Below are 19,548 nucleotides of genomic sequence, written 5' to 3' on the forward strand. Positions count from 1 at the left end.
CTGGTCCGCAATCGACCGGATCGAGTAAAGCTACTGCGCCTTTGGTGGGTAGTTCTTAAAGAGCTTTGTAAGTGCCTTTGTGAGGTTCTTCTGGCGCTTGTCCGGCTTCGCTTTCGGATCGAGGGTCTTGCTCACCACTCCTCTCCAGACAAGGTCATGACCCGCCGGGCTATACATATCCACAGCGAGTTGCCCGGTATAAATGGTCGAGGTTTGGCCAGTTGTCATCCCCCCTCCGCCACCATACCATCCGCGTCCGTACCATCCCGGCCCATATCCCCAGCCGGAATCGTAAGATGTGAATTGCTTTTCCGTGCCCACCGCGGCCTGATAGCCGATAAGAAGATTGGCGTCATCCCCCTCTACCTTGGTCAGACCTTTCGTTGCCAACTGAGCATCGATTGCTTCCTTGATCTGTTTGTCCGTGAGATCATCCATCGGAGTTGCGCCCTTGAGGGTTACCCATTTGTATGTTTTGAAGGTCGAAAAATCGGCGTTCTTGTCGAAGTTGTAGCGAACATCCTGGCCGAGGGCGCTGCTCGCAATGGTGAACAATAGGGCTAGCCAAATAAACGAAATCCTCTTCATATCTAATCTCCGATCCATCGAGTTTGTTGCGCCACGTCGACGTTCCACCCTCTTAGCTTGTCCGTCTTCGCGAATTCATGCTAATGCTAAGAGCCTGAAACGGCGATGTGAACTGTCAGTCTTGACAGATGTGCAAAGGCTGGCAGATCAGAACTTGTAAGTCTAAACAGATTCCCGCAATCCACCTTCGGAGATCTCTGCGGCGGGACTTCGGCAATGCCCGCATAGGCCACTCCCTCCGGGACCGACAAGCCTGCAAGCGCAATGCCTACGATCACGTCCGCACGTATGGTTTTTGGTGTGCAGGCGGGCAGCCTGTCTGTGATAGAAGAAACCGGGATATGACGTGCCTAGACATTCATTTTTTACTCAAAAGCACCCTGCTGATTCCGAAGATTCAGCCGAGATATGAACATTCCTGCACGAGCAGTGTCAATAAATCTCGGGAATGAAATGCGCCTTCTTCAGTGGGGCTTGATCGTCATATCGTTTGCGGTTGTCTCGCGGTGGCAGTTTCACCTTTTCCCGCGGAACTTTTCCATAGGGAATCGTGCTCAGGAAATGCGAGATACAGTTGAGCCGTGCCTTCTTCTTGTTATCGGAACGAACGACGAACCAGGGAGCATGCCTGCTGTCGGTTGCCTTCAGCATGGCGTCACGCGCCATTGAATAGTCATACCAGCGGCCGAACGACTCGACATCCATCGGGCTCAGCTTCCATTGCCGTAGTGGGTCAGCAATCCGTGCCTTGAATCGCCTTTCCTGCTCATCAGGGCCCACTTCCAGCCAGTATTTGATGAGAATGATCCCAGCATCCACGATGTACTTTTCTAGCTGGGGGCATTGCTCAAGGAAAGTGCGATGTTGATCCTTGGTGCAGAAGCCCATTACGTGCTCCACGCCGGCTCGGTTGTACCAACTGCGATCGAAGATCACGATCTCGCCCCCGGCAGGAAAACGATCGATATAACGCTGCATGAACATCTGGGTCTTTTCGCGGTCAGATGGAGCAGGCAAGGCTACGACCCGGAACACACGAGGGCTCACCCGTTCGGTCATCGCGCGGATCGTTCCTCCTTTGCCTGCGGCATCTCGTCCCTCAAATACGACAATCGCTCGAACTCCCTTGTATTTGACCCAGTCTTGAAGCTTGCACAACTCTGCCTGGAGGCGTCGAAGTTCTTTCATGTACTGTTTATTATTCAGGCTGTCGTCGTTCTTGCCGTTTACTGTTTCCGCCATGGATTGATCGCCTCTTTAGGAAGGCCGCGCCGTTTGAGGTTTCGCAAAATCGCGAAATGGCGAGGGCAGATTTTCACCAAAGACTTAAGGCTAGTGGGCGAATGGAAATCTGGATACTGTCAAAAACAACAGTGACGATTACATAGAGGACTGATTCTCATTGGGTTGGGGACTCGTTCGTCGGGGATAAGCCGGAAATCGAGGTCGCTCGGTTAGCACCGTTGTTTTCGGCGCCAGCCAGATTCATCCTGAAAGCAGGTGCCTTGTAATCTGGTTTGATATATTGCCCGGGAATCGCAATCGTGTTTCCATCCCGCAACGAAGAAAAGTGCGGAGAACAAATCTCAACCCCGGCATCATTGAACTTGTCCTGAATGTTTCGATGGAGAGCCGAATATATGTTCAGCACTTCGCGGGGAGTATCGGTATAAGCATTTAGTTCGTAAGTCACATAAAAATCGTCAAGTGACCTCTGCAGCACGAATGGAGCCGGTTGCTGTAATACATGGTCGGTGTTCAGTGCCGCGTCAATAAGCAATTCATGAACGGTCCGCCAAGGCGCGTCAAAGCCAATAGTTACCGCCGTATAAAAGATGACGCCCGCTTTCTTCGCCTCGGTACTATAGTTCTTAACGGGTCCGCTCATAACAGTAGAGTTGGGGATTGTAATGACCTCGGCCTTCGGCGTGAGTAGACGCGTCACCAGCAGAGTCCTTTCGACCACTTCTCCCATGGTGTCGGCAATCTGAACCCAATCCCCAACCAGGAACGACCGCATATAGGTAAGGATCACGCCCGCGATGGCGCTGGCTACAGCCGAAGAAGAACCCAATGACAACAGCACGCCTAGAAAGATGGAGATGCCTCGAAATGCAGGACTTGCGGCGCCGGGGAGATACGGAAATGCCACGATCAACGCGAGAACGAGAAGTAGCATCCGTATCAGCTTTGCCGTCGGGTCGGCCCAATCCGGATAGAAGCCGGGAATCTTCACATCGCCCTTACGAATCTGGCCAAAAATCAGCTTTACCAGCCGAATAGCATGATTAGTAATTATCGCAATCACAGCGACGACTAACAGGTTCGGGAGATAGTTCACTGCAGACGCGCCCAGCATCTCCAACTGCGTAAATAACCACCGGGTTACCGTAAGTGATATTTCACGAGTTGAGGAGTAGAAGCCCAGGGTAATCGTCAAAGCGGCTTCTAATAGAGCCAGGATAAGTAACCATCGCAGGAGAGTTCCTATAGCCAGAATCATCGGGCCAACGTAGGCGATAGAGAGATGCCAAGCCGACTCCTCTTTGAGTATTGTACTTTTCTGAATCCGTTCCAAAATTCGAACCCGAAAGAACAACCGACACCGCCGGACAAGCCAGAGGATTACGAGCAAAACAAGAACGACCAGAGCGGTCTTGAAGATTGCACGCAGTATCATCCTCCAGCTATGTTCCTGTCGGTAAGTCTGGATGGTCCGACGGATACTCTCCGCATCCTCCAAGGCAAGTAGTTGACGACTCTTGCCAGTCGCCTTGGCATCGGCGTCGGTGACGGCCATAATCACGGTGCTGTCGGTTAAAATTTCGGTCCAGGAATCACGTGGTCGAATCCGCACCGATTCTGCTGGAATGCTTGTTTCTTTGGCGAGCGCGACGATGCGCCTTTCAATTCCTTGTGCACGAGCCTCAGGAGTAAGATTGGCAACCTGCTCATAAACCGTCAACACCGGACGGCCATCCACCAGTACCTGGCCGGCTGGGGTGGCTTCTTCCTCCGGAATTTCCTGTTCACTGACAGATTGGTTGTTCGTCGGAGCAGTCGACTGCTGTTGGGCCATTGCGGGCCAAGCATTGCTCGCCTGAAGCAGGCAAATTATGGCCACATGATAAACACGGAGAATCGGTCTCTTCATCGCGCGACTCTATCGGTAACACTTTCGATCTCGCCCAACGCTTGGAATGCTGAGAGCTGCAAGTTATCTCAGAGGGAGGCACTCACAAAAATGGCAAGATTTTCACAACAGCAAGATCAACCAATTCACAGCATAGCCCTGGAACCACCGCTGGACTCAGCTAGAGCTATAGACGCAAGCAGGCCGTCGCCGATGCGTGCCCAAAGGATGACCAATGATCGAGGCCCTGCCTTATATGTCTGTTCAACAATGAAGGGCGATTCTTGCCACGGTACAATGTCCTGCGGTGCAGGCAGAGAAGTGTCAATCCATCGTTGCCATAAGCTCTCACTCCCATTCCCCACGCGCGGTAATTCGAAATCGAGAGCTTCCCAATATGCGTTGAAGATGAAATGGATAAGAACATTTTCCCTCGCCAACTCAGCGCTGAACGCGATACTGTGCGAACAGGTGCTCCAGTCGGGTTGGTCAAGCTTCACTCCATGCCAGCCTTTGGAGCCTTTGGCGATCAGTTCGGTCAGGGTTATTCGCTGTCGTTGATCGCTGGCATCTCGCAACAGCCTTCTATTGATGAGCAACTTCACGAAGCGATGTACATCCGCGTGTTGGTTGAGCAGAGACCAATCGAACCAGTTAATATCTGCGTCCCGGCAGTAAGCATTGTTGTTACCAAGCTGCGTTCGCCGGACCTCATCGCCCATGACAAACATTGGGATGCCGAGCGAAAGCAGCGTCACAGTCATAAAATTTTTCACCTGACGATTTCGGAGTTCCTCGATTGTAGGATCATTCGTTGACCCCTCGGCTCCGCAATTCCAGCTTCGATTATCGTCACCACCGTCTCTATTGTTCTCGCCATTTGCCTCGTTGTGCTTCTGGTTGTAAGAGACCACGTCATTGAGTGTGAATCCATCATGGCAAGTTACGAAGTTCACACTTTGTTCCGCTTCGCGCTCCTTGTGCCAGTACATCTCGTGGCTGCCGAGCAAGCGATCGGCGAAATGCCGCACGGCGCCTTCATCGCCGCGGAAGAAACTGCGCACGTCGTCCCGAAAGCGTCCATTCCACTCCCGCCAGCTATCTCCAACGAAACTGCCAACCTGATAGAGTCCAGCCGCGTCCCAGGCTTCGGCAATCATCTTTGTCCCAGCGAGTGTCGGGTCGGATTCAATATCCCAAAGAACCGGAGGGTTAGCCATGACATGGCCGCTTGAATCGCGCGCGAGAATGGACGCAAGGTCGAAGCGGAACCCGTCCACATGCATCTCTTGCACCCAGTAGCGGATGCTGTCGACGATCATACGTCGAACAATAGGATGATTGGCATTGAGCGTATTTCCCGTGCCACTGAAGTTTGCGTAACGTGAACGGTCCTGCTCCAGGACGTAGTAAGCGTTGTTGTCAAACCCGCGAAAACAGAACGTTGGTCCACAGTGATCGCCTTCCGCCGTGTGATTGAAGACAACATCAAGGATGACCTCAATGCCCGCCCGGTGCAGGGCTTTAACCATGTCGCGAAACTCAGTGACAGGGGCCAACGAGTCGCGACCCGAGCTGTATCCCTGGTGTGGCGCGAAGAAAGAGACGGGAGCATAACCCCAGTAATTGACGCGTCCCGGAGGACAATCCTGTGCATCGAACTGAAATACCGGAAGCAGTTCAACAGCCGAAATACCGAGGTCCTGCAGATACGGGATCTTCTCGATGAGTCCGCGATAGGTGCCTCGCGTCTCTTCACTGATGCCCGAACTCGGATGCTGTGTAAAGCCCTTGACGTGCATTTCGTAGATGATCGTGCGCGAAGGCGGACCAGCGAGCGGTGTATCGCCCTCCCAGTCATACGCCCTTGAATCAACTACGACGCTCTTCATCGCAGTTGCGGCGTTATCGCCCGGTCTCTGTGCTTCGTCGCGAGAGTAATTCTTCGGAACAACAATCCCACGACCATACGGATCGAGCAGAACTTTGGAGTCATCAAAGCGCATTCCCGCCGATGGATCGAAGGGTCCCCGCACTCGATATCCGTAGATCTGTCCCACTTTCACTCCCGGCACAAAGAGGTGCCAGTAATGGTAGGTGTGGTTGATGAATGGGTCGAGAGGAATTACTCGCGCCGGTCGGGCATCGTCCCTGTCGAAAAGCAGCAAGTCCACGCCGGAGGCATCGCGTGAGTACACGCTGAAGTTCGCGCCGTTTGCTCCCGGCGTCGCGCCCAATGGGCAGCTTTGACCACGAAGCGCTTCGCTGGGAACGCTCTGAGTCTTATCGATTACTGGTTGGGCAGCGATCAATTGCGTTGTTCCCCCAAGTCCGTGCTTCATTTCACTCCGCACTCTGGAATCGGACATGATCCCACCTTCCAGATTTCTGTCGCGTAGTCAGTAATCGTACGATCGCTCGAAAACTTTCCCGAACCCGCAATGTTCAGGATTGCTTTCCTCGCCCAAGCATCCGGATTGGAGTATAGAGTGCACAACTGTTGATCGGCGTCGAGATAAGAATTGAGATCCGCGAGATGCATGTAGTGATCTCCACCAGTCAGCAGTGTTTCGCGTAATGGTTCAAAGACGCCGGGTTCATTGCGGCTGAAGTAATCGGAGAAGATCATGTTCAGGGCCGCGCGCGTTTCCGGATCGTTCTGATAGTGCCACCAGGGGTTATACCAGCCGCGGCTGTCGGCCACTTGCTCAGCTGTCAGGCCAAACAGAAAGAAGTTCTCCTCCCCTGCCTCCTCCGCCATCTCAATCGTAGCGCCATCTCTAGTCCCAATTGTGAGTGCTCCGTTCATCATGAATTTCATATTGCTGGTGCCACTCGCCTCGTATCCAGCCGTCGAAATCTGGTTCGATATATCGGTTGCCGGAATCAGGTGCTCCGCCATTGAAACGCAATACTCGGGCAGGAATAATACCTTGATTCGTTCTCGAACTGTGGGATCACCATCTATGGTCCCTGCGAGGTTGTTAATGAACTTGATGATGAGCTTCGCCAGTCTATAGGCAGGTGCAGCTTTACCCGCAAAAATGAACGTACGGTGCGCCATCTCAAGATTCGGGTTTTCCCGCAACCGGTTGTACAGCACCACGATTCTCAGTGCATTCAATAGTTGCCGCTTGTATTCGTGGATCCGCTTCACCTGGCAATCGATGATTGTGTCGCAGTCCACAATTTGGCCCGTCGTTGTTTTGAGCCAGGTGGCAAATTGAACCTTGGCATCGCGTTTGGCCTTAAGGAAGGCCTTATGAAAACCTTTGTCGTCCGCAAGCGATGAAAGCTTCTTCAATTGGCTTAGATCAGTGATCCAGGCATCGCCGATGGCTTCAGTGATAGCGCCGGAAAGTGCGGGATTGGCAAGCAGTAGCCAGCGCCGTGGTGTCACGCCGTTTGTCTTGTTATTGAAGCGATCAGGATACATCTCAGCCAGGTCTTTAACCGTCACGGTACGAAGCAATTCCGAGTGGATCGCCGCGACCCCATTCGTACTGTGCGATCCAACGATTGCCAGGTTGGCCATGCGAACGTTGCGCTTCAGCCCCTCTTCGATCAAACTCACGCGGCCAACACGCCCTTCATCTCCGGGGAAACGCTCCCTGACCGAGCCGAGGAAGCGGCGGTTGATCTCATAGATGATCTCCAGATGGCGGGGCATGATTGCCTCAAACCATTCAACGGGCCACTTCTCTAACGCTTCAGGCAGCAGCGTATGGTTCGTGTAAGCCAGTGTCCGCTGCGTGATATCCCATGCCTGCTCCCATTCGAGGTGCTCGTCATCCAACAGGATGCGCATCAATTCCGGTACGGCAAGCGTCGGATGCGTATCATTCAACTGGATGGCTGCTTTGTCAGGCAGAGTACTCCAGTCGGAGTTGTTTCTTCGGAAACGCCTCACAAGATCGGCAAGTGAACAGGCCACAAGAAAATACTCCTGCACCAGGCGCAAAGCCTTACCCATGCTGGTGCTATCGTCGGGATACAGCACTCGCGTCAGGGATTCGGCAGCAAGAGTCTCGGTAAGCGCGCCGACAAAATCACCGCTGCTGAACTTCTGAAAATCGAAGTAGTCTGCTGTGGCCGCTGCCCACAGCCGTAGGGTGTTAATCGTTTTTCCGCCATAACCCACGATCGGTCGATCGAAGGGTATGCCGTACAAGAATGACGGGCGACCCGTCACAGCCCGCAACATTCCGTCGTGTAATTCGAAAGAGCAGTTCAGTTTGATTTCGACCCTCTCATGTGGACGGATCACTTCCCACGGGTCCGGTATACGCAGCCAGTTGTCCGGCTGTTCCTTTTGCCAGCCGTCCTCAATCACCTGTCTGAAGATGCCGTACTCGTAACGCAGACCGTAACCAGTTGCTGGCAACTGGAGGGTAGCCATGGAATCAAGGAAGCATGCCGCCAGTCGCCCGAGCCCTCCATTCCCTAGACCAGCATCGGGCTCCTCCTCTTGTATGGGGAAGAAGTCGATTTTCTTCTCTTTCTCTATCTGCTCCGCAATCCGGCTGAACAATAGATTAGTGATATTGTTGGACAGCGAGCGGCCCAGAAGAAACTCCATCGATAAGTAGTAAACGCGTTTGGCATTCTCGTGTTCGTAGGTTTTTTCAGTAAGAACCCACCGCTGCGAAAGCACATCGCGGATAGACCGCGCTGCCGCCTCGAAACGCTCTCTCGCGCCCATCCTCTCTTCGTCCTGGACGTTGTCAAAAAGGAGATGCCGCTCATACAACCCATCATTGCCGGTGAACTGAATCGGGCCGCATCCATATTGCCTCATGAGTTGTGCCACATCCGGATGCGCCGTCGTTGCCCTTGATTCCATCGCAGCCTTTGCACTCATTGCCTTAACCTTTCCGCTTCATATGCGCAGTTGTTCGGGTTGCTTCGTCTGTCGGAATGACAAATGAGTACAACGTGAAGTTCATCGCTGCTGACCGTTTCTGCGGCATCCCGCAACTGGGAGAGGGGCAGTTTAGTAAGGCCACTTCCAGCCAGCAACATCTGGGTTATCAGTTCCGTGCTTGAACGCATAGTTGCGGCATGCAATCTGCTCGTTCTGAAATTTTTCCTTGGCGTGGGCGCCTATTTGCTGCAGCCTCGGTACGCGCTTGATGGCATCCATCGCCAGGCTGAAGCGATCGATCTCGTTTTCGATCGCAAGTTCCAGCGGTGTATTGATGTTGCCCTGTTCCTTATATCCGCGGACGTGCATGTTGCGATGATTCGTTCGGCTGTACGCCAGACGATGGATGAGCCATGGATATCCGTGAAAGTTAAATATGATTGGCTTGTCGACGGTGAATAACGAATCAAAATCTTCATCAGTCAAACCATGCGGATGATCCCTGCTCGGCTGCAACTTAAATAGGTCCACTACGTTGATGTAGCGAATCTTGAGATCAGGAAATTCCTGCCGCAACAGCGTAATCGCGGCCAATGTTTCCTGGGTTGGTATGTCACCGGCTGACGCCATTACGACATCCGGTTCGCTCCCCTGATCGTTGCATGCCCAGTCCCACATTCCGATACCTTTGGTGCAATGTGTGATGGCTGCATCCATGTCCATGTATTGCATGTGCAGTTGCTTATCGCAGACTATGACGTTGACATAGTTCTCGCTCCGCAGGCAGTGGTTAGCAACCGACAAAAGCGAATTGACGTCCGGCGGCATATAAATGCGCGTGACAGCAGAACTCTTGTTGACTACCACGTCCAGGAAGCCAGGATCCTGGTGCGTAAAACCATTGTGATCCTGTCGCCATACGGTAGACGTAACAAAGATGTTTAGAGAGGCGATGCTCTTACGCCACGAAAGATGATTACAGATAGACAGCCACTTAGCGTGTTGGTTAAACATGGAGTCGATGACATGGATAAAAGCTTCATAGGATGAGATAAAACCGTGGCGCCCCGTGAGCAAGTACCCTTCAAGCATGCCCTCAACCGTGTGCTCACTGAGCATCTCAATGACGCGCCCGTCGGGTGCCAGTTCTCCGCCATCTGCGTCTTCCGGAAAATACTCAGCGATCCAGAATTTTTTACTGACTTCATAAATGTCGTTCAACTTATTCGACGTATTTTCGTCAGGTCCAAAGACGCGAAAATTTTTCATATTCAGCTTCATCACATCGCGAAGCAGCGCTCCCAGTGGCCGCGCGTTCTCTGCTTCAACTGTCCCTGGCTTTTCAAAGGTGAATGCATATTCCCTGAAGTCCGGGAGACGCAGAGCCCGCTTCAGGCCACCGCCATTGGCGTGCGGGTTGGCCCCCATGCGACGCGTACCGTTGGGTGCAAGTTCTTTTAGTTCAGCAATCAGCGTTCCTTTGGAATCGAAGAGTTCTTCCGGCTTATAGGAACGCATCCAGTTCTCGAGTTCCTGAAGTCGTTCCGGATTCTTTTTCACATCGGCCATCGGCACCTGGTGCGCCCGCCAGAATCCTTCCAGCCTGTGACCATCTATTTCCTTGGGAGCAGTCCAGCCCTTCGGCGTCCTCAACACAATCATTGGCCAGCGAACACGCTCAGGTACGCCCGTCTCACGGGCAGCCTTCTGCTGCTTTCTTATTTCGGAGACACAGCGCTCGGTTGTCGCGGCCATTGCCTGGTGCATGCTTTCGGGTTCAGAACCCTCAACGAAGTATGGCGTCCAGCCGTAGCCGCGAAATAGGCCTTCCAACTCCTCATGACTGATACGGGCGAGTAGTGTAGGGTTGTTAATCTTGTAGCCGTTCAAATGCAAAATCGGCAGCACAGCTCCATCGCGAATCGGATTAATGAATTTGTTGATGTGCCAAGAGGTTGCGAGCGGTCCGGTTTCCGACTCGCCGTCGCCCACTACAGCGGCAACGATCAAGTCGGGATTATCAAACGCTGCTCCGCACGCATGTGAGAGCACGTAGCCAAGCTCGCCCCCTTCATGGATAGATCCCGGTGTTTCCGGCGTGCAGTGGCTTCCGATGCCACCCGGAAAAGAGAACTGCTTGAAAAATTCGCGCATGCCCTCTTCGTCTTCGCATTTTTCGGTATAGATTTCGGAATAAGTTCCCTCCAGATAAACTGGCGCGAGCACGCCCGGCGCTCCATGTCCAGGCCCCGCAAGGAAAATCATGTCCAGGTCATATTTCTTGATGAGCCGGTTTAGGTGAATGTATGTAAAAGCCAATCCTGGGCTCGAGCCCCAGTGACCTAAGAGCCGATTCTTGATGTGCTCCGGCTTGAGAGGCTTCTTCAATAGAGGATTGTCCTGCAGGTAAATCATGCCAAGCATCAGGTATGTGCAGGCGCGCCAGTACGCGTGGATCTTGCGCAAATCTTCAGTGCCGAGAGGCGCACCTGATACTGTCGATCTGGCAGCGCCATACGCGGTTAAAATATTGTCCGCTTTCTCGACAGGTACCGCGGTTGACATCCATCACCTTCCATTGCCGGGCTGGCGACACGAAAAGCGTAAGGCCACACAACGCGACTGTCTTCTGTCAAAACTGACAGAGTTCAATAGTCAAATCACTATGCTCATCGCGTTCGTGATTTGGGCTATGTCTTGATCAGGCGCAATACACTGTCGAGAGAAGAGGATGAGGGTGAATGTGGGACTCGTTGCCGGCTCAAAGGCCGTCGCAGCCCAAAGCTCAAGGTCGTGATCTGTCGAGACGCAATCAAGGCAGCTTCGCTGGAAGCACTGGATCAGCAGATTGCTTCGAATTCAAGGCCGCAAGTCGATCCGCCTATGCCGAAACCATGTGATTCCTTACTGCGTAGCGTACAAGTTCAGCGTTGCTCCTGGCGCCCAACGATTCCATGATCCGATACTTATGAAAAGCCACCGTCCTGGTCGTCATGTTCAGGATGTCGCCAATTTCCTTCATCACCTTGCCTTCGGCCAACAGTTGCAGTACTTCCCGCTGTCTCTCAGTGAGCCGCTCATCTTCCAGCTTACTGTCCTTCCGACGAAGATAGTTGATCTCATCTTTGCAGAGACTCTCTGATATATAGGATTTGCCGCACAAGACTGCGTGAACAGCAGTCACCAGCTCGGTCGCGGCGCAGGTTTTCAGTAGGTAGCCCGAAGCTCCCCGGCGAAATGCCTCTGCTGCGACTTCAATGTGGCTGTTCATGGTGAGAAAGAGGATCTTGACTGCGGGCATTGCCGCTTTTACTTGCTTGGCCGCATCCAGGCCGTTCAGAACCGGCATGCCAATGTCGACCACAATAACGTCCGGCTTCAACTCGCATGCCGATCGCACCATGGTACGCCCGTCGTTCACGACGCCCACTACTTCAAATTCTGTTTCGAGCAGCTTTCTGCACAATTCTGCCACTAGGGTGTGATCGTCAGCGACTAAAATGCGAGGACTGTTACTTAGCATGGTCATCCTCCTGCACGTTGATTTTTATGCAACGGCGCCTCCTGTGAAAACTAGGAAAACTCCTAGGTCACGGTCTACAGATACCAAAGGTTTAATGGCGGATTCGTTAATGGGCCAGTCCGCCTTTAGCCTCCAATCAGCGAACAGATGGGGAGACGAAGGTATGGTTAGAAAGTGCTTCGTGTATCGCGGGAATAAGATCGCTTACCAATCGCGATTTCGTGACGTAGCCGAGACCTCCCTCGGCGAAGCATCCACGCACAAATGCGGGATCCTGATGAATAGTCAGGAAAACCAGCTTGGCCCGGGATCCAGCTTTGTGAAGCTCACGTGCGGCTTCAATTCCAGTAAGGAGCGGCATCGCGATGTCTAATACAATCACGTCCGGTTGAAGCCGTTGTGCTTCGCTAACCAGGCTCTTTCCATCATTGACCATCCCGATCACTTCAAAGTGAGGCTGTAACAGAGAAAGAACACGTGCGAGCACGGGATGATGGTCGTCAGCAAGAAGTATCCGTGGCCGCGCCATGTTCGGCCTCTCTTCTTCCGGAACTCCAAGGCCCGAACGATCCATTCCGATGTTTTCGCGGAAGTTCCGAATCAGATTTGAAGGTGCAATCCTAACAAGATTGCTGACTCCCGCCACCTAGCAGAATTGACAGACCTTCTCGAGACCCGATCAAGAGGAAATGAGGTGGCGTTTGAGCGCAAATAGAACCAACTCCGAGTTGTTCTTCAAGTTGAACGACCCCATGATCTGATACTTGTGAAACATGACGGTCTTTTCGCTGACTTGAAGAATGTCGGCTATTTCCTTCATCGGACGACCTTCGGCAAGCAGTTGAAGCACTTCTTGTTGGCGGGGAGTCAACTCCTTTGAGCTTTGTCGGGCACGCGCCTTTCGGGTAGCCCAGTCGTCGGAACGCAGTTTCGGCGTCACATAAGACCTGCCCTGAAGTACTTCGGAAACGGCCTTCAGCAATTCCGAGGTCGCGGCATGCTTGAGAACGTAGCCGACGGCTCCCAGGTCAAGAGCCGCGGCAGCAATGTTGGCGTCATCCTGCATCGTCAGGAAGACAAACTTTGTGCCGGGAACAGATTCTTTTACTCGAGCGGCTGCATCCAGACCGTTCAGCAACGGCATGCCGATATCCAGAACAATCACGTCTGGCTTCAGCTTGGGTGCTTCAACCAATAACTGCCGGCCGTCCTGAACAAGTCCAACAACTTCGCAGCTTTTCTCAAGCAGCGAACGAAGCCCTTCGGCCACAATGCTGTGGTCATCAGCAATGAGGACGCGCGGGCGCTTTGTAAAAGGTTCTGGATCCTGCATGGCAACTCCTGATGAAAGCCCTGCATGCTTTGGATCTAACTTGTTTACGAACTGCCGATAGAGTAAGGCAGCCACGCGTCAATTCGAGTGCCTTCCATGGGTCGCGCGTGAACCTGCAGCTGCCCTCCCAATAGCCGCAAGCGTTCTTCCATGCTCCGAAGACCTATGCCATCTTTGCTTGAATGCACTGTAGCGTCAAACCCTCTCCCGCGATCGGAAATTGAGAGATGGAGTTTCTCGCCTGGCGCTTCCAGCCGAACCTCGGCCCGGTTGGCACCGCTGTGCTTCTTAACGTTACGCAGGCCCTCCTGAAGAATGCGAAAGAGACAGAGCGCCACATCGCCTGGAATGTCTGAGGGAACATTGTCGTATGTAAAATCAGTTTCTATTTCTTGTTGATCCGCGAATTCCTCACAGAAGGCTCTCGCCCCGGCAACGAGTCCCAGATTTTCGAGCGTGGAGGAATGCAAACGATGGGACAAAACATGCAGGTCGGCGCCGAGTTCACAGACTTGACTCCAAAGGTCATGCAAACGCCGCCCCGCTCCTACATCGGCATTCCCAATATTCTCGGCAAGTTCTTCCAGATCGATGGCGAGCACAGCCAGCCGTTGATTGTAGTCATCATGGATCTCGCGAGCGACCCGGCGGCGTTCTTCCTCTTGCGCCTCAATCAATCGTCCACCCAGATTAATAAGGGCTTCCTCAGCCATTTTGCGTTCAGTAATATCTCGAATAATGACAGTGAATAGCTTTCTTCCGTAGGCTTCTACCTGGGAAATCGATGCCTCGATTGGGAACTCCTGGCCATTTGACCGAACTGCCCATAATGTGCCCTGCGAACCCACGGAACGCATCGAACCGTTCGTAGCACCAGAAATACCAAAATGGCCTATGTGTTTCTCGTATTCAGAATGAAACCGTTGGGGAATGAAGCGTTTTATTGAGCTTCCGGTGGCTTCGTCTACGTCACAGCCGAACATCTTCTCTGCCGCCGCATTGAACAGCACGATCCCTTGTTCCTCATCGACCGCAATGATGGCGTCCATTGCCGAAGCGACAATGCCTGCAAGTTTCCCCTCGCTTGCATGAAGTTTCTCTTCGATCTGCTTGCGCTCGGTAATGTCCGCAACTACTGAGAGTACGCACGGTTCGTTGTCGATCTCGATGAGTTCTGCTGAGCCCAGGCCCGTTCGCTTCGTCCCATCCCTGCATAGAAGTTGGATCTCATAATTTCGAACGGAACCTTCGGCAAGCAGCCGCTTCACAAGTTCCACTCTTTCGGAGGGATTTTCCCAGACGCCGATGTCAAATGGAGTCTTTCCGATTACTTCGTCACGGGGCCAGCCCGTCATCTGTTCGAACGTCTCGTTCACATCAAGGTAACGACTGTCCTTCGCGCTGGTCAGGGTAAGGCCCATAGGGCTTTCCTGAAAGGCCATGGAGAACTTCTTCTCGGACTTCTTCAAGGCCTCTTCCATCTGTTTGCGCTCGGTGATCTCCACCGCCATGCCAAGCATTCGCACGGCGTCGTTGTGGTCTGCGTAATAAAATTTCCCCCTGGCTGTTATCCAGCACACGCTTCCGTCGGATCGCACGACCCTGAATTCTGCTGCGTATGGTTTCCGATTCTGCCTGGCATCCGCAACCACGCTCGATACCATCGCTCGATCCGCCGGGTGTATATTGCGCCTGAAGTCTTCAATCTCTCCGGCATAAGCGTCGGCTGGTATTCCGAATATGTTTTTCAGGTCACCGTACCGCCAGCCTCGGCCGCCCTTTAGGTCCCAATCCCAGGCTACAGACCCTCCGACTTCAATAGCCAGGCGAAGGCGGTCGGTGCTGATCGCTAACTCCTCCTCTACCCTTCTCCGCCGCGCACGCTGCCACAGCAGACCCGCAATCAGCAGAGTCTCCACCACGACGAGCGAAATGCCGCCGGCGACGTACCTCCGGTAGGCTTCCCAGATCGTTGGTGTCCGGTAAAGGATGACACTGCCGGGCGGTAGATTGCTTTCTTTCAGTCCCCAGTGCCGCAAAGCGCGCCAATCGAACACGTAGAGGTTAGGGCTTTTCGCAACAGGGATGTCCCGGGTCTTCTCCCCATTAAGAACCCTCACGGCCATCGATGAGGCAACCTGGCCCTGGGCGGCAAAGCTCAACACATTGCCGCCCACTGTTCCGCTGCCGATATCGACATCGTCCCCGACAAAAACAGGTGCGTTCGCCGCACTGACAATTAACGGGACTGACTGCCTTGCGTCAATGAAGCGGGCACCGGCTGCATCCTGCATAATTGACGTGTGATAGATGATGGTGTCGCTCGGAAGGTGACGCAGTCGGTCGAGCAGCGTGGGCATATCCAGGTCAGTAAGATAGGTAAAATCAAGTTTTGATTCGTACTTCTGCAGGCTTGTCCTGGTGATCGATTCTAGCTTCCGGTCATAGGCCGCAACACCACCGACCACAACTACATGCCTGGTAGATGGCTGCAGGCGGAGCGCCGATTCCAGAGTCTTGTCAGGCGTAGCTTCTCCCCACACTCCGGTAAAGTGAGAGTCCAGTTTCAATTCATCCAACATCTCTTCGGTGCTTCCACAGAAGATGATTGGAATGTTCGGGAAGACCTTTTCGTGTGCTTCCACCAGGAACTTGAGGGGATCCGGTCCGACAGCTATGATTATGTCGGGCTTGCGATCACTATACCTGCGGATAAACCACTCTCGGAAATCACGCTGGGAAGCTTCATCCGGAAACAACGACGCCTCCAGCTCCTCATGATAGAGTTCGATCTGGTAAGGAGCTTTGCCGAGACCGGCAACAATCGCCTGGTCCATGACAGCAACTCCGGGAGAAGTAAGCGGACTGTAAACATTGATAATAAGCGCCCGCCGAACCTCTTGTAGAGGAGCGGCGCCAGTCAACTGTGGCAGCAGCAAAACCGCTGCAATCAGCAGCAGGGCACATTTTCTCCTGTCCTGGTTTCTCCTTGCGTCAAGTTGCCTGAACGCGAGCCGCGAAGGCCACCAAAGGACACATCTGATCCGGTGTTCCACAGGAACCGTCACGGGAGCCTCCCAGGGGCTTCTTACCAACAGGGGCCCAATACAGCTGTGGAGAACAAACGCTGCGCTATCAATCCTTTTAGCGAAGCCAATCTAACATCGAAGATGCTGACGTATGTAGACGTATGTAACGGTAGCAAGGACACCAGTATTTGGATATATAAATGTCCGATTCCCTGCGACACGCAAAAGACCTTGCAACGATTAGCCGCAGAGAAACCCTGAATGGATTAGTTCGAAATCCGCTCGCTAGGAGGGCTCGAAGATCGCTAATGCTTTGATTTCAAATGAATAACTAGTTGACAGTGCGGACGCTGGGCATGGATCCTATCACCAGTCCGCCAGTCATCGGCGCGGACGGCGTCGGAACTGTATTGGAAACAGCTCGACTGGCATCGCGGACGGCCCGAGACAGGAAAACGTGGATCTTGCGCTTTCAAAAAGAGTGCTGTGCTAAGCCTCATCAGAGCAACAGCCTCCAGTTTCGCGCTGAATTTTTCAATTTACTGAACCATCCGCCGTTCGCGAATCCCGACATCAAATTCGCATCGCCCCCGTTCGGCGTCATCATCAGCACGTCCGTGAGTTCTCGCGTCGGACAATTGGCGCTGAGATTCGCCTCATAGAGGATGATGGCCAAAATTTATGCGTCGGTTCGATTCCTGTCCGTGGCCTCTACTCCCTTTCAATGACCTACGTGACAGATTTACGTCAGTGCGGCGCTGGTAGGGTACCTGGTCCGGTTCCAAGTCCACCCGCCATCGCCGTCGATTTCCAGCAGTGCATCATACATATCAACTGATTCCGCGTCTTCGGCGAAAGTTATATAGGTGATTGAGCTCTCATCTAACCGCCGCAGCGCCTCGCGGACCTGCGCCGGTTTGAGGGATGCAGTCACTCGATCAAGCATAGCGAAGGCAGGTCGGGCGAAGATCAGCCGGGTCAGCGCAAGCAGTTGCTGTTCCCCCAACGAGAGGATGGCCGACCAGTTGTGCTCAGTGTCCAATCCGCCGTACCTGGATGGAGCCCAAACCTGTATTATGCAGTGTATTCGTGATCTGAACGTCGGTGATGACCTGCTCCTGGTCAGTGCGAACGAGAAGATGCCGAAGCGTCCCCGGTGGCATGTAGGGGCGCTGGGGTAAAAAGAAGATATTGTCCGACGGCGGGCGGACGAGCATCCCGGCCCCGGCGACCCAGATGCCAGCGGTAGCCCGAAATAGCGCGATTCTGGCAGCTTCGTTCGGCCCGAAGACCAGCACCCTCGTCCCGCGCGATTCTCCGCGGTCAGGTTTTGAAGCACCTCTCGGTCTCCTTCGGGTGAGAACAGTCTCAGTCCTTCGTACGCGATGCGCGCGTCGGCACCGATGACAGTGACCGGCTTGTGGGCCGATGGCGATCCTTTCTCGACGGTCCCCACCAGCTCGCTCAGACGGGCGATGACGGAGGCGAAAGAAGAGATGGACTGGAACTGATTAACGATTAACGAGAACGCTCCGAGCAGTTGGGTGAAGGCCACCGCCGATTGCGGGATGACACCGAATTCCACCCGCCCGCGAATAAATAGCCGCGCAACGACCAGCGCCGGGATGATCTGTGTCAGATAGTTAAAGCCGGTGGTAAAAAACCCCAGGTTACGGTTTATCGAGATGATTCGCCGAAAGTTGTCTGCAAAGCCGTCGATACGCCGAAGGAGCCGGACAGTTAGTCGGTCTTCGTGCTGCAAGAGGGCAATTGATTCGCTGTTCTCGCGCACGTGGATCAGGTCGGAGCGGAAGGCAGCCTCTTGATCTGACTGGCGATAATTCAACCCGATCAGCGGACGCCCCAGATAGATCGTCGTCACCGTGCCAAGGAGAGCGTACCCGATTGTGATACCGAAGAGCAGCGGGCTGATTGTCCAGAGAACTCCCGAGAACGACAGGGCGGCGAGTATTCCGTTCATTAACATAAGCGTGAAAGAGAGGGAGGTGGCCGTAAACACACGAATGTCGTCAGCGATCCGCTGGTCGGGATTTTCAATCGTAGCCGATTCCTGGAGGTTAAGATAAGTCCGATCCGCTACGTACAAACGGGTGACACGTCGCGTCAGCCACTCCCTCCAGAACAGCCCGAGCCGATCTTCGGTAAATCGGTAAAAGACCGCTATCACGGTTGACGCGACGAGCAGTGCGACGAAGAGAATAGCTTCTCGAACGAATCCGGTCTGGTCGCGGTTGGAAATTGCGGTCATGAAATCGCGACCGACATAGCTGTTGATGACGTTCAGGCCGTTAACACTCAAGGCGAAGACGATGAGTAATGCGAACAGGCCTCGCGCACGCCAGCGCACCTCGGACGTGAAGAAGTACTTGACGGTGCGAAAGAATCGCCCTAGGGTTACCCGATCAAAAGTTACAGGCTGTTTGCCCATATGCCATCTCGATAGTGGAGGGACACAGCAAACCTCAGGGTCCCTTCAGGGGATATCGAACTTGCGATGTTCCGACCCTATTTGACCGAATAGCCTCGCGCATCCATGCAGGCTGAGAACGCCCGCTTGAACGTACTCATCTGTTGGTCATACGCAGCCTTCTGGTTTTGGTACTGTTGTTGCACGTCCGCCCCAGCCTGCGCCGAGGCCTGATCTTTGGCAGCCGCATTCGCTTTGCGCTGCTTTCTTCCGCCATGCACGGTACCCACACCAGCGCCTACCGCTGCACCTGTTCCTGCATCCCCGGCGATTCCACCAATCACCGCACCGCCAACTGCGCCCTTGGCTGCACCCTTGGCTCGCCCACCTTTTTGTTGCGGCGCGGCATCGGCCGCCTGCGCCTGAGCTGCCTGGATATCAGCAGAAGACGGCGGTTGGGGAGCCGGAGTATCTGCATTGACGCCTGTCTGCTGCTGAGCCGAGTTATAGCAGTCGGACTCATCGATGAGCTGCTGATCATGACTTTGGCCCTTTCCCGGATAGGCGTAAAGGCCCACTTTACTTGCGGCTGAGAAGGAAGGTACAGGTCCTGTCGGTGCGGCGGGGGCGGCGGGGGGGGGGGGGGGTGG

General features: G+C 53.8%; 12 protein-coding genes. All 12 read right to left on the reverse strand.

The features are described 5' to 3' along the window. Positions 1–30: 30 nt before the first annotated feature. The gene (locus GSQ86_RS21120) at positions 31–588 is read right to left on the reverse strand and encodes a DUF4136 domain-containing protein (protein ID WP_158752137.1); all 558 of its coding nucleotides are present in this window, start codon (positions 586–588) and stop codon (positions 31–33) included. A 432-nt stretch (positions 589–1,020) separates the two neighbouring features. Further along, entirely contained in the window at positions 1,021–1,830 is an 810-nt protein-coding gene (gene ppk2 / locus GSQ86_RS21125) for a polyphosphate kinase 2 (protein ID WP_158752138.1), read from the reverse strand. Between the two features lie 157 nt (positions 1,831–1,987). Beyond that, entirely contained in the window at positions 1,988–3,571 is a 1,584-nt protein-coding gene (locus GSQ86_RS21130; protein ID WP_216841238.1) for a mechanosensitive ion channel family protein, read from the reverse strand. 296 nt (positions 3,572–3,867) lie between these two features. After that, complete coding sequence (gene glgX, locus GSQ86_RS21135; protein WP_254062532.1) at positions 3,868–6,090, reverse strand: glycogen debranching protein GlgX; 2,223 nt, start codon at positions 6,088–6,090, stop codon at positions 3,868–3,870. Continuing rightward, on the reverse strand, positions 6,060–8,582 hold the full coding sequence (locus tag GSQ86_RS21140) for a glycogen/starch/alpha-glucan phosphorylase (protein ID WP_158752140.1): 2,523 nt from the start codon (positions 8,580–8,582) through the stop codon (positions 6,060–6,062). The genes glgX and GSQ86_RS21140 overlap by 31 nt, the downstream gene beginning before the upstream one ends. A gap of 132 nt (positions 8,583–8,714) precedes the next feature. Then, a complete protein-coding gene (locus GSQ86_RS21145) occupies positions 8,715–11,150 on the reverse strand; it encodes a phosphoketolase (protein ID WP_158752141.1) in 2,436 nt (811 codons plus the stop codon). A gap of 316 nt (positions 11,151–11,466) precedes the next feature. Beyond that, positions 11,467–12,108, reverse strand: a complete 642-nt coding sequence (locus GSQ86_RS21150) for a response regulator transcription factor (RefSeq protein WP_254062533.1) — start codon at positions 12,106–12,108, stop codon at positions 11,467–11,469. A 136-nt stretch (positions 12,109–12,244) separates the two neighbouring features. Next, the gene (locus GSQ86_RS21155) at positions 12,245–12,682 is read right to left on the reverse strand and encodes a response regulator transcription factor (RefSeq protein ID WP_158752143.1); all 438 of its coding nucleotides are present in this window, start codon (positions 12,680–12,682) and stop codon (positions 12,245–12,247) included. Positions 12,683–12,787: 105 nt separating this feature from the next. Then, positions 12,788–13,441, reverse strand: a complete 654-nt coding sequence (locus tag GSQ86_RS21160) for a response regulator transcription factor (protein ID WP_158752144.1) — start codon at positions 13,439–13,441, stop codon at positions 12,788–12,790. 44 nt (positions 13,442–13,485) lie between these two features. Beyond that, entirely contained in the window at positions 13,486–16,278 is a 2,793-nt protein-coding gene (locus tag GSQ86_RS21165; RefSeq protein WP_158752145.1) for an ABC transporter substrate binding protein, read from the reverse strand. 934 nt (positions 16,279–17,212) lie between these two features. Then, entirely contained in the window at positions 17,213–18,919 is a 1,707-nt protein-coding gene (locus GSQ86_RS21170) for an ABC transporter ATP-binding protein/permease (protein WP_216841239.1), read from the reverse strand. A gap of 77 nt (positions 18,920–18,996) precedes the next feature. Beyond that, positions 18,997–19,548, reverse strand: a 552-nt coding sequence (locus GSQ86_RS21175; protein ID WP_216841240.1) for a glycine zipper family protein, incomplete at its 5' end; no start/stop codon positions are given.

The sequence above is a fragment of the Acidobacterium sp. S8 genome (assembly GCF_009765985.1).
Lineage (GTDB): Bacteria > Acidobacteriota > Terriglobia > Terriglobales > Acidobacteriaceae > Alloacidobacterium.

Coding starts and splice junctions, on each gene's coding strand:
- GSQ86_RS21120 (WP_158752137.1), bottom strand. CDS start 588: ATGAAGAGGATTTCGTTTATTTGGCTAGCCCTATTGTTCACCATTGCG.
- ppk2 (WP_158752138.1), bottom strand. CDS start 1,830: ATGGCGGAAACAGTAAACGGCAAGAACGACGACAGCCTGAATAATAAA.
- glgX (WP_254062532.1), bottom strand. CDS start 6,090: ATGTCCGATTCCAGAGTGCGGAGTGAAATGAAGCACGGACTTGGGGGA.
- GSQ86_RS21140 (WP_158752140.1), bottom strand. CDS start 8,582: ATGAGTGCAAAGGCTGCGATGGAATCAAGGGCAACGACGGCGCATCCG.
- GSQ86_RS21145 (WP_158752141.1), bottom strand. CDS start 11,150: ATGTCAACCGCGGTACCTGTCGAGAAAGCGGACAATATTTTAACCGCG.
- GSQ86_RS21150 (WP_254062533.1), bottom strand. CDS start 12,108: ATGCTAAGTAACAGTCCTCGCATTTTAGTCGCTGACGATCACACCCTA.
- GSQ86_RS21155 (WP_158752143.1), bottom strand. CDS start 12,682: ATGGATCGTTCGGGCCTTGGAGTTCCGGAAGAAGAGAGGCCGAACATG.
- GSQ86_RS21160 (WP_158752144.1), bottom strand. CDS start 13,441: ATGCAGGATCCAGAACCTTTTACAAAGCGCCCGCGCGTCCTCATTGCT.
- GSQ86_RS21165 (WP_158752145.1), bottom strand. CDS start 16,278: ATGGACCAGGCGATTGTTGCCGGTCTCGGCAAAGCTCCTTACCAGATC.
- GSQ86_RS21170 (WP_216841239.1), bottom strand. CDS start 18,919: ATGGGCAAACAGCCTGTAACTTTTGATCGGGTAACCCTAGGGCGATTC.